The sequence below is a fragment of the Roseateles sp. genome (assembly GCF_052436255.1).
In the GTDB taxonomy this organism is placed as follows: domain Bacteria; phylum Pseudomonadota; class Gammaproteobacteria; order Burkholderiales; family Burkholderiaceae_C; genus Pelomonas.
Genome location: NZ_JBQVNP010000028.1, coordinates 1 through 11727, shown reverse-complemented (window position 1 = coordinate 11727; position 11727 = coordinate 1). Strand labels below are relative to the sequence as shown.

The 11727-nt window shown below is 68.7% G+C and carries 6 protein-coding genes; 4 read left to right on the top strand and 2 right to left on the bottom strand.

Annotation, left to right across the window (positions count from 1 at the left end):
• Positions 1-2 precede the first annotated feature (2 nt).
• Together ACT6S0_RS09030 and ACT6S0_RS09025 are read left to right on the top strand one after the other, a co-directional pair.
• A complete protein-coding gene (locus ACT6S0_RS09030; RefSeq protein WP_444763568.1) occupies positions 3-1391 on the top strand; it encodes an L-serine ammonia-lyase in 1389 nt (462 codons plus the stop codon).
• Positions 1392-1395: 4 nt separating this feature from the next.
• Positions 1396-2193, top strand: a complete 798-nt coding sequence (locus ACT6S0_RS09025) for an NRDE family protein (RefSeq protein WP_444763567.1) — start codon at positions 1396-1398, stop codon at positions 2191-2193.
• A gap of 298 nt (positions 2194-2491) precedes the next feature.
• Here ACT6S0_RS09025 and ACT6S0_RS09020 read toward each other — a convergent pair whose 3' ends face one another.
• Both ACT6S0_RS09020 and ACT6S0_RS09015 read right to left on the bottom strand, forming a co-directional pair.
• Positions 2492-3484 (bottom strand): GGDEF domain-containing response regulator, encoded by a 993-nt coding sequence (locus ACT6S0_RS09020; RefSeq protein ID WP_444763566.1) that lies wholly within the window; start codon positions 3482-3484, stop codon positions 2492-2494.
• Positions 3485-3531: 47 nt separating this feature from the next.
• On the bottom strand, positions 3532-9126 hold the full coding sequence (locus tag ACT6S0_RS09015) for a CHASE domain-containing protein (RefSeq protein ID WP_444763565.1): 5595 nt from the start codon (positions 9124-9126) through the stop codon (positions 3532-3534).
• A gap of 234 nt (positions 9127-9360) precedes the next feature.
• Between ACT6S0_RS09015 and ACT6S0_RS09010 the strand changes: the two genes are divergently transcribed.
• Together ACT6S0_RS09010 and ACT6S0_RS09005 are read left to right on the top strand one after the other, a co-directional pair.
• On the top strand, positions 9361-11301 hold the full coding sequence (locus ACT6S0_RS09010) for a response regulator (RefSeq protein WP_444763564.1): 1941 nt from the start codon (positions 9361-9363) through the stop codon (positions 11299-11301).
• Between the two features lie 151 nt (positions 11302-11452).
• A partial coding sequence (locus ACT6S0_RS09005) for a hypothetical protein (RefSeq protein ID WP_444763563.1) occupies positions 11453-11727 on the top strand: 275 nt, incomplete at its 3' end.

The following is an 11727-nucleotide window of genomic DNA, read 5'->3' as shown; positions in this document are numbered from 1 at the left end:
CCATGGCTGTGTCGGTCTTCGACCTCTTCAAGATCGGCATCGGCCCGAGCAGCTCGCACACGGTCGGGCCGATGCGCGCCGCGCGGCTGTTCGGCCTGCGGCTGCAGCATGACGGTTTGCTCGACAGGACGGCCCGCGTGCAGGTCATCCTGTACGGCAGCCTCGGCGCCACCGGCAAGGGCCACGGCAGCGACAAGGCCGTGCTGCTGGGCCTGGCCGGGCATGAGCCGGACACGGTGGACATCGAGGCCATCCCCGGTCTGCTGGAGGCCATTCGTGCAGGCAACCTCTGCGTCGTAGGCCAGCACGCCATCGCCTTCAACGAAGCCACCGACCTGATCTTCAAGCGCCGCGAGTCCCTGCCCTTCCATGCCAACGGCATGCGATGCATCGCCTTCGACGTCGAGGGCAACGAGGTCGCCAACCGCATCTACTACTCGGTCGGCGGCGGCTTTGTCGTCAGCGACGAGGTGGCGGCCGATGGCAGCAAGCAAAAGGTCATCGCACCCGACGCCACCGTGCTGCCCTTTCCCTTCAAGAGCGGCGACGACCTGCTGGTCATGACCCGGCTGCACCGCATCAGCATCGCCGAGCTGATGCGGCGCAACGAGCGCCACTGGCGCGAGGACGACGCCACCCGCGCCGGCCTGCTGCGCATCTGGCAGGTCATGCAGGACTGTGTCGTGCGCGGCTGCAGGACCGAGGGCGTCCTGCCCGGCGGCTTCAAGGTCAAGCGCCGCGCCGCGCAGCTGCATGCCGATCTGACCGCCAATCCCGAGCAGGCCCTGCGCGACCCGCTGATCGTGATGGACTGGGTCAACCTCTACGCGCTGGCCGTCAACGAGGAAAACGCCGCCGGAGGCCGCGTCGTCACCGCGCCCACCAACGGCGCGGCCGGCATCATTCCCGCAGTGCTGCACTACTACACGCGCTTCCATCACAACGCCAGCGACGACGGCGTCGTCGATTTCCTGCTGACCGCCGCAGCCATCGGCATCCTCTACAAGGAAAACGCCTCCATCAGCGGTGCCGAGGTCGGCTGCCAGGGCGAGGTCGGCGTGGCCTGCTCGATGGCCGCAGGCGCGCTCTGCGCCGTCATGGGCGGCACGCCCGAGCAGGTCGAGAACGCCGCCGAGATCGGCATGGAGCACCACCTGGGCCTGACCTGCGACCCGGTCGGCGGCCTGGTGCAGATCCCCTGCATCGAGCGCAACGCCATCGCCTCGGTCAAGGCCATCAACGCGGCGCGCATGGCACTGCGCGGCGACGGCACCCACTTCGTCAGCCTTGACAAGGTCATCAAGACCATGCGCGATACCGGGGCCGACATGATGACCAAGTACAAGGAAACCGCGCGCGGCGGCCTGGCCGTCAACATCGTGGAATGCTGAGGCCATGTGCCTCGCCGCGTTCGCGCTGAACGTCCACCCGCGCTTTCCTCTCGTCATCGCCGCCAACCGCGACGAGTTCTTCACCCGTGCCGCCGCGCCCATGGCCTGGTGGCCCGACCGGCCAAACATACTCGCCGGCCGCGACCTGTCGGCCGGCGGCAGCTGGTTTGGCCTGAGCCGCGCCGGGCGCCTGGCGCTGCTGACGAATGTGCGCGAGCCTGGGCAGCAGCGTGACGGCGCGCCCTCGCGCGGCGCCCTGGTCGTCGACTGGCTGGCCTCGCAGGCCGAGGCCGCCAGCTTCGCCGCCGAGCTGGCCGGCGGCTACAACGGTTTCAATCTCGTCACGGCCGATCTGCGCCGCCCGGCGTGGCACTGGATCAGCAACCGCGTCGCGGCGCCGGCCGGGCTGGGGGCGGGCATTCACGCGCTGTCGAACGCGGCGCTAGACACGCCCTGGCCCAAGGCGGTCGGACTGAAGACGGCAATGGCCGAAGCGGTGACCGCCGCAGCCGACGCGCAAGACCTGGCCGAGCGCCTCCTGCAGGTGCTCGCCGACGACCGGGTCGCGCCCGATCACGAGCTTCCCGACACGGGCGTCGGCCTGGCGCGCGAGCGCCTGCTGTCGCCGCGCTTCATCCGCATCCCCGACCCGGCGCAACCGGCCACCGCAGCCTACGGCACGCGTTGCTCGACGGTGCTGGTTCGAGAGGCGGGCGGTGCGACCCGCATCACCGAGCGCAGCGTGAGCGCCGACGGCCGCTGGCTCGCGCCTGTCACCCATATCCTGGGCAACTGGCCCTGACAGCAGGCCCCGGGCCAAGCGGCCCGCCTGACGCATTCCCGCCTCGGCGCGGCCTGCATCACAGGTATCACCGGCAGCTGCCGACCGCCGGCTTCACCGCAGCCCGGCTTGTCGGCTCAGCGGGCGCCACGGCGGCCGAGGCCGGCAACTTCGCGGCGCCGACCGGCCGGTCACCGACCGCAGTGAGGTCATCGAGCTCTGCCTTCACGATCCTCTGCGAGATCGCTTGAACTCGGGGGGGCATTCGCCCGACGCTGACCATCCGGGCAGATTGCCAGGTTGCTCCGGCCGCCGCCGGTCATTGAGGGTCACGCACCGGCAGGTCAATCCGCGTGAACGAACTCCGCGCCCTGCCTGCCTGCTTGGCGGCATACAGGGCGCCATCAGCAATGGCCAGCAGTCGCTCCACCGACATGCCGGCCGGCGGCGACTCATCGGACTGCAGGAGAGTGGCGGCGCGCTCCCGACCCAGGCTCTGGTCGTCGAAGCTCGCGATTCCGATGGAGACCGACAACCAGCCCCGTTCGCTCGCACGGTGTTCGATCTGAAGCTTCTCGAGCTTCTCGTGGACAGCCGCAGCCACGACCATGGCGCCGTCTTGCTGCGTGTCGGGAAGGATCAGGGCGAACTCCTCACCGCCGTAGCGGGCCACCAGGTCGCCCGGACGGATCGCGCTCTGGCGCAAGGCGGCAGCTACGGCGATCAAGGCCTCGTCGCCGCGCAGGTGACCATAGACATCGTTGAACATCTTGAAGTGGTCCACGTCCAACATCAGGATGGACAACGGGCGCATCCTGCGGACTGCACGGCTCCATTCATCAGCCAGACGCTCACCCAGCACGCGCCGGTTGGCGCACTGCGTCAGGGCATCGGTGGTCGCCATGCGCCTCAGGCGGTCGATGGCGAGTTTCAATCGCAACTGGGTCCTGACCCGCGCCGCGACGATGGCCGGCCTGACCGGCTTGGCAATGAAGTCGGCCGCACCCAGCGCCAGACCCTTCTCTTCCATGCCCTCTTCGCTGTGGCTGGTCACGAAAATGACCGGCACATCCTGCAGGGATGGCTCGGCGCGCATCGCTTCCCACACTTCGAAGCCGCTCATCCCCGGCATCTCGGCGTCCAGCAGCAGCAGGTCGGGCGGGTCTTCCCTGGCCAGGCGCAACGCGGCTTCGCCGTCAGTCGCGAAGCGCAGACGTCCAAGTCCTGAAAGGCATTTGCTGAGCACCTGGATGACCGTGAGATCGTCATCAACCAACAAGATGCTCGGCAGTAAGGAGGCGTCCAAAGGCATGTCGGTCGTATTCCCTCGTGATGGTCGTTTCAAGCGCCCTTGGGCATTCAGCTTTCGGCAGCTTCGCTGACGCCCAGCGCCGGCGCCCTCTCGATCAGCTGCAAGGCCGCCAGGAAATCCAGCTCCTGGACGGCATGACGCACCTGACCACAGTAATCGGTGCCCCAGTGTGCGGTAAGCGACGGCGCCAGCGCTTGGAAATGCTGGACTGCGGAAAGATCCTGCTGATGCAGCAACGACACCAGTTGCGCCAGCGCCTCGCCCGTCACGGCCGAGGACGCCTGGGCCACAGGCAGCGTGGATGCGCCCACCGCCTCCCCGGCCGCCAATACCGGATGAGCGGCCTGCATGAGACCTTGGAGCGACTGGTCCAGGGCGGACAAGCCGGGGTGTACATCCGCGATCGTTGCGCCAGCCCGCAATGCGTTCTCGGCCTCACCCGCCAATCGATGGACATCGCGTGCACCGAGCAGGCCGGCTGAGCCGCGCAGCTTGTGCAGGCGCGCAGTCAATGCATCCCGATCCTCGCTGCCGTCTTGGGTCGGCATGACGGCAAAGCTTGCTGTGCCGAACTCGCGCAACAGCCGGCCGAGCAGGCGCACGAACAGGTCGACATCCTGGCCGAGCCGATGCGCCGCGTCGCGCCCGTCGATGCCGTCGATCTCCGGCCAGCCCACCGCGACGTCAGGTGCATTCGCGCCTGCGAGGAGTTGCAGAGGCTGACCCCGTGCGCCTTCCACGGCGCGACGCAAGGCGCTGACCAGGGACTGTGGATCCAGCGGCTTGGTCAGGAAGTCGTTCATGCCGGCCGCTTCGGCCCGACGGCGCTCTTCGCTCAAGGCCCCGGCCGTCAGCGCCAGGATCGGCAACTTCTCCAAGCCCAACTCAGCGCGGATCAGGCGGGTGGCCTGGTAGCCATCCATCTCGGGCATCTGCACATCCATGAGCACCGCGTCGAAGCCACCGGGATCAAGCCTGAGCCGCTCCACGGCTTCGCGGCCGTGGGCCGCCGTCAAGACGATGGCACCGTCACGCTCCAGCAGTCGGCGCGCCACCTCCAGGTTGATGTCGCTGTCGTCCACCACCAGCACCCGCACACCCATAAGCCATTTCGAGTCGATGGCGGCGACCCGGGTAGAGCGGGCCACACGCTCCGTGCTGCCTGTATGGCGGGACACGCTGTGATTGACCGCATTGAACAGCTCGGAGGGGCCCACAGGTTTGGTGAGGATGCAGTCGACCAACTGCTGGTGGTCCAGGGATGAGATGACGCTGCGCTCATGCGCAGACACGATGAGCGCCGCGGGCAGGCGCTTCCTGCCGACCTCGTTGGCCACCTGCACCAGCGCCTGCAAGCCATCGAGGCCGGGCATCTGCCAGTCCACCAGCACGGCGTCCGGTGGCGCCTCGCCAGCGTCCACGACTTGCTTGCAGTGCGCGGCCAGCGCCTCACCGGAAGGCAGCTCCAGGGCACGCCACCCCAGGGAACGGCACATCCTGGCAAGGATGAGGCGATCGTCGGGGTTGTCATCCACCACCACCACGTCCAGCCCGCCGTCCTGCAACGCCGCAATCTCGTTGCCGGTCGGCTCGATCAGCGGCAGGCGCAACCAGAACTCGCTGCCTTGTCCCGGCTCACTGTGCACGCCGACCTGGCCGCCCATCAACTCGGCCAGCTTGCGCACGATGGACAGCCCCAGTCCCGTGCCTCCGAAACGTCGCGTCGTCGACGCATCGGCCTGGACGAACGGATCAAACAGCCGTTCCAGCACGTCGGGGGCGATGCCGACACCCGTATCGCAGACCCGCCAGCGCAGCCAAGGCTTGCGGGCAGCGTCAGCTTCCTGCGTGACCTGGATGCTGACAGTCCCATGCAAAGTGAACTTGATGGCATTGCTGGTGAGGTTCACGAGGATCTGGCGCAGCCGCAGCTCATCGGTCATGAGCAGTGCCGGCAAGGCTGACAGGCCGTGCAGTTCCAGCCCGATACCCTTGGCCTGCGCCTGCGGGGCGAACATTTGCTCGACCTCGCGCAGCAACGCTGCAGGCTTCATCGGCGCGACCTCGACAGCCATCTCACCCGCTTCGATCTTGGACAGGTCCAGCACGTCGTTGATGATGCCCAGCAGCGAGCGCCCCGCGATCTGCAGCTTGCTCAACAGCTGCCGCTGATCGTCATCCAGCGGCGTGGACTCCAGCAGGTGCGCCACGCCGATCACCGCGTTCATTGGCGTGCGAATCTCGTGGCTCACATTCGCCAGAAACATGCTTTTCGCGGCACTGGCGGCCTCGGCCGCCGACTTGGCGTGGCGCAGCGCCGACTCGGCCCGCAGCCGCTCCGTGATGTCGTGCGCAATACCCAGGTAGCCGGCAACGCCGCCGTCTTCATCGCGGATGGCGGTCACCACCAGAGACACCGGCACGGTGGAGCCGTCCTTGCGCACATAGGTCCACACGCGACGCTCGGCCCCCTCCAGTTCGGCCTTGTGCACGAACGCCCGGAAGCCCGCCACCGCCACGCCGTACTCTGCCGTCAACGCCTCACCCCGTTCAATGACCTCGGCCGGCAGGTGCAGCGGCGCCGGCGTGCTGACGCCCACCATCTCTTGCGCCTGATAGCCCAGCAACTGCTCTGCGCCGGTGTTGAAAAGGGTGATCAGCCCCTGCGGGTCGGTGGCAATGATGGACAGCTCGGTCGCGGCGCCGAGTACGCTGGCCAGCAGGGCGGCGACGCGCTTGACCTCCAGCTCGGCCTCCTTGATCGCCGTGATGTCCTGGTGGGTGCCGTACATCCACTCGGGCGCACCGTCGGGCGTGCGCGTCAGCAGTTGCCCGCGCGACAACACCCAGACCCAGCGCCCGCTGCGGTGGCGCATGCGCACCTCGATCGAGTAATGCGGCGCGGTGCCCTCGAAGTGCTGCCGCAGCAGCTCCCCGGACTTCGGCAGGTCCTCAGGGTGTGCCAGCGATGCCCAGGTCTCGATGCTGACCGGCGCCAGCTCATCGAGGCGATAGCCGATGATTTCGGCCCAGCGCTCGTTGAACACCGTGGCGCCGGTGGCGACATTCCATTCCCAGGTCCCCACGCGGGTGCCGATCAGGATGTTGTCCAGGCGCTGGCGCTCCAGATTCAGGCTGGCGGTGCGCTCCAGCACCTGGCTTTCGAGATTGCGGTTGAGGGCTTCGATCTGGGCCTGGGCCGCATGCTCGGCCGTCACGTCCCGGATGATGGCCGACGCATCACCGCCGCCGTCGCCACCCACGCGCGACAGGCTCATGGACACCCGCAGGGGGCGGCCCTCGCGGCCCTGGCAGTCGAACTCCCGGGTCCGGCCACCCTCGCCACGGGCGTCGTCGGCCAGTAGCGCATCCAGCTCGGGCGGCGCCTGGATCAGCGGCAACAGCGGCTGCCCCACCGCATCCGCTTCGTCGATGCCGAAGAACTGGGCGGCAGCGCGGTTCCAGGACGTGACGACCCGCTGCGGATCGAGTCCGACGATGGCATCCAGAGAATGGTCGACGATGGACGCCAGGCGCAGACGCTGCCCCCGGATCAGCAACTGGCGCTGCACGCTGGCCCAATAAAGATAGAGCAGCAGGCCCGCCGTCACGCCGGCCCCCAGCGCCAGGGCGAGGTTTTGCGCCATATCGCGCCACACGGCGGCCTTGAGCCGGGCCACGGGCATGCTGGCCGTGTAGGTGAGCGTGCCCACGGCGCTGTCGGCATTGGGGCTGACCCGGGCTGTCGCTGCCACGATCAGCCCCGGCGCGCCGCGCCAGGCCTGCAGGCGCGTATGGTTGGCCGCCTGCGGCAGCGCAGCGGGCTGGAACTCGTCGCTCCAGCGACGCTGCCGCCCGTGCTCGAAGCCGAAGCGTTGCGCCGGGTCAGGGTGCATCACATAGTCACCGGCAGCATTCGTGGCATAGAACGTGGCGCCCGCCGGTGCGGCAGCGGCCGCCTCGGCCAGGCGGTCGGTCACGTCGACGTTGACCACGACGGCCCCGAAGAGCTCGCCATCGGCCTGGTAGACGGGCGTGGCGTAGCGGACGGTCGGGCGGTGGGGCTGCTCCAGCTTGCCGTTTTCCCGGTTCAGGTCCAGCTCCGACACCCAGACGTCGCCGGCAGGCAGCCGCAATGCCTGTTGCAAGTACGGCCGGTCGCCATTGGCCCGCAGCCCGCCCCGGGGGATGACCACCACGTCCTGGCCGCGCCGATCCACGCGCACCAGTTCCCGCCCGCCATCAGCCACGCCGATGAGCCGCGCCTGCGCGACTTCGGGCGACGAGTTGAGATGGGCGCGAAGGATCTGCTGCATGCGCTTTTCCCAGCTCTCCAGGCTCGATCCATCCCGTGGGTCGACGCCGGTGGGCAAGGCATGCATCAGGCCCTGCACCGGCGGCACATCCGCCAGGAAAAGCATGGTCTTGCGCCGCGTGGCCTGAGCCGTCTCGAGGCGATCCGCACGTTCATCGACGAAGCTTGCCAGCGTTCGCCGCGTCTCGTCCATCTGCCGGTGCCACCCAGCGCGGTAGTCCAGCACCAGATAGATCGCCATAAAGCCGAAGTAGGCCAGCCCGCCCCAGCGCGCCAGCGGGCTGGCCAAAAAGAGCCGCAGCGTGACGGGTGCGGCGGCCTGCGCGTCCGCGCTGCGGCCCTGGCGTCGCTCCATCACGAACCACACCAGCAGCGCCAGCACGCCAGCAGCCAGGGCCGCCGCAGCGCCGACCGCAAGCGCCGACTGCGGCCGGGCGGCAGCGGCCAGGGGCTGCAAGGCCTGGGCCTGCAGCAGCCAGCGGCGGCCGAAGATGGCCACCTCGCGCGAGGCCAGGGGCACTGCGTCAAGGGCCGGCAGGTTGCCCGCATGGGCCGAATCAAAAAAGGCGGTCGTCTCGGTGGCGTCGGTCAGCCGCACGCCGATCTCCTGCAGCCTGAGCTCCAGTTCCACCAGCACGTCGTCCACCACCAGGGGCGCATACGCCCAGCCCAGCGTCGCCGCCTCACGCGCCTCGGGCGTGTGCAAGGCGGCGCCGGCCCGATAGATCGGCAGGAAGACCAGAAAGCCGCGCCGCGGCTGACTGCCGGCCTGCACCAGCGTGAGCGGCGCCGTGAGCCTGACCTTGCCCTCGCGGGCAGCCGACAGCGCCGCCTCGCGGCGCCTCGCCTCCGACGCCACATCCAGGCCGGTCGCGCCACGATTGCTGTCCGCCGGATAGATGTACTGGATCACGAAGCGCTCGCCCGCATGCGGCGCCAGCTCGCGAATGTCGAACTCCGCAGCGCCATCCGCGCGGGCTTGGGCCAGGAAGCGGTCCTCGTCGGCCTGCGGCACGCGGCGAATGAAACCGAAGCCCCGCGCGCCCGGAAACTCGCGCGCCAGCTCGCGTGTGCCGATGTAGGCCTCGAACGCTGAGCGTGTGACTGCCGGGCCGCCTGCCGCCACCACCGCGCCGCGCGTACCCCGCAGGCCGAACTCGTACAACCCGAACTTGCGTTCGACCAGCTGGGCGACCTCGTCGGCCAGCACCGCCAGGCGGGCTTCGTACAGGCGCTGGTTGCTCTGCAGCACCCCGGCGATGAGCAGGCCGCTCAGCACCCAGCCCGCCAGCAAGGTGAGCAAGGCAAGCCGCTTCGGCTTGTTCATCGGTGATGTCATGTGCGCCCGTCGCTGTAACTGCTGACCTGCCCCATTCTGGATGCGCCAGCGCCTCTTCCCTGCAGCCTGGTGGTGCGCCTGCGCCAACTGTTGACGCGTTCGTTGCAAGGGCGGACCAACCGCGGCTGCCCGTTCCGGCTACGGCCGTAGACTGCCACCCGACCATTGCAATAGGAACATGCACAGATGCAGTGGCGGCACTCTTGCCAGGGAGGTGTGCGGATGAATCGACCTGAACTCCTGCTCGTCGATGACGATCCCGTCGCCATCGAGATGCTCAGCCACATGCTGGCCGGTTTCGCGCGCCTGCGTTTCGCGCGTACGGGACCCGAGGCGCTGCGGCTGGTGCGCGAGCGTTGCCCCGACCTGATGCTGCTGGACGCCGAGATGCCGGGCATGCACGGCATCGAGGTGTTGCAGGCGCTGCGCGCCGATGCCAAGCTGTGCCGGCTGCCCGTCATCGTGATCACCAGCCACCGCTCGGCGGTGCTGGAGGCCAGCATGTTCGAGAACGGCGCCGCAGACTTCCTGCCCAAGCCCTTGACGGCGCCGCAGGTGATCGCCCGCGTGCAGGCCCAACTGCGCATCCAGCGCATCGCCGAGCTCGCGGACCGCATGCCGCCGGCCTTTGCGGCCAGAAGCGGCGCCTCCCTGTTGGTCGTGGATGATGATCTGAGCGCCATTCAGACGCTGCAGTCGGTTCTCGCTCCCCTGGTGGGGCAGATCCGCTTCGCCACGGACGGCAGCCAGGCTCTGAAGCTGATCGCGCAAGACCCACCGGATCTCGTATTGCTCGACGTGCAGATGCCCGGCATAGACGGCTTCGAGGTCTGTCGCGCCATCCAGGCCGACCCGGTGCTCAGGCAGATCCCCGTGGCCATGCTGACCCGTTTCTCGGATGCCGAAAACGAAGCCCGCGGCCTCGACTCGGGCGCCACCGACTTCATCGCCAAGCCCTACCAGAAAGCCGTGCTGGTGGCTCGCGTGCGCAACCTGCTGCGCATCAAGCAGGAGAACGACCAGGCACTGCGCGCACTCAGCGAGCACTGGCAGCGCCTGGGCGCGGCGCGCGTGACGGACATCGTGGCCGCAGCGTCGGATGCCATCGTGAGCCTCGATTCCGACGGCCGCGTCGTGCTCATCAACACCTCGGCCTGCTCGCTCTTTGGTGTCAGCAGCGACGCCGTGCTCGGCCTGCCGGCCAGCGCCTCGCTGCACGGCGCCAGCGGCCTGATGGCCTGGCTGGCGCTGCATGGCGGGTCACCCGCCAGCGAACACCGCGCGACGGCCAAGACTGAGATCGTGGCGCTGGTGAAGGCCGACGGCACGCAATGCCTGCTGGAGCCCACGAGCTTTCGCGTTGGCGAGGACGAAGCCGCCATCACCACCTTGCTGCTGCGGGACGTGACGGCACGTGAGCAGGCCCTGGAGGCGGCGCTGGCGCACCAGGCTGCCGAAGCGGCCAGCCGAACCAAGTCCATGATGCTGTCCTACATCGCCCACGAGATCGGCAATCCGCTGAACGGCATCCTGGGCTACGGGCAACTGATGGCGTCCGACGCCGCCCACCCGCTGGACGAGGTGCAGGCCAAGCGGCTGAACAGCCTGCTCACGTCGGGCTGGCACCTGCAGAGCCTGATGCGCGATGTGATGGACCTGAGTCGCATCGAGGCCGGTAAGTTCGCCATGACGCTGGCCAGCGTGGATGCCGCCATCGCGGCCAAGGCCGCGATGGACGCCACCACCGGACAAGCCGAGCTGGCTCGCATCTCGATGCGGGCCGCCCTGCCCGACGTGCCGGTCTGCGCCAGCGCCGACCCCGGCCGGCTGCACCAATGCCTGGTCAACCTGCTGTCCAACGCGATCAAGTACAACCAGCCCGGTGGATCGGTGTCATTGACGGTCACGGCGGAGGAAGGCACGGTCTGCTTCGCCGTCCTCGACACGGGCCTGGGCATGACGGCCGAGCAATGCGCGCACCTGTTCGAACCCTTCAACCGCCTCGGGCGCGGCGAAGGCGATATCCGCGGCGCCGGACTGGGGCTGGTCATATCGAGACTGCTTGCCGAGGCCATGGGCGGTGCGCTCAGTGTGGAAAGCCACCCGGGCAAGGGCAGTTGCTTCACGTTGCGGCTCAGCCAGGTGCGCCGCCAGGCAATTTAGGAAGCACGGGGCGGCCGGCGTGTCGGCTTCGAGTTCGTGTCGCAGGCACTGGGCGTCAGGCGCCAGTTGCGGCCGGCCGTGACCCACCTTTGCGCAAACGGTCTTTGAAGCTCACAAGCCCGGCGCCGCACCGCGCCACAATCCGCCGGTCGTGACTGCCGCCGTCATTCGCCCGCCGCCCTACCCTCGCCAGTTGCAGCCGCGCCAGTTGGAGCGCTGCCTGCTGCTGGCGGCGCTGCTGCACATCTGGCTGGTGCTGGTGTTCGGCAATGCCACCGGCACCGCCGCTCCGGGCGAGGGCGTCTGGGGCAGCCTGACCGTCAAGCTGCGGGGCCGAAGTGGCGGTGAAGCCGGCGCCCCGCCGGGCGAACCCGCCGAGGAACGCGACAACGGCGCAGCGGGCAGCGGCGCCACGCCGCGCCAGGG

What these genes read in the sequence shown, in the direction of transcription:
- ACT6S0_RS09030 (WP_444763568.1), top strand. Translation starts at nt 3, where the DNA reads ATGGCTGTGTCGGTCTTCGACCTCTTCAAGATCGGCATCGGCCCGAGC.
- ACT6S0_RS09015 (WP_444763565.1), bottom strand. Translation starts at nt 9,126, where the DNA reads ATGAACAAGCCGAAGCGGCTTGCCTTGCTCACCTTGCTGGCGGGCTGG.
- ACT6S0_RS09025 (WP_444763567.1), top strand. Translation starts at nt 1,396, where the DNA reads ATGTGCCTCGCCGCGTTCGCGCTGAACGTCCACCCGCGCTTTCCTCTC.
- ACT6S0_RS09010 (WP_444763564.1), top strand. Translation starts at nt 9,361, where the DNA reads ATGAATCGACCTGAACTCCTGCTCGTCGATGACGATCCCGTCGCCATC.
- ACT6S0_RS09020 (WP_444763566.1), bottom strand. Translation starts at nt 3,484, where the DNA reads ATGCCTTTGGACGCCTCCTTACTGCCGAGCATCTTGTTGGTTGATGAC.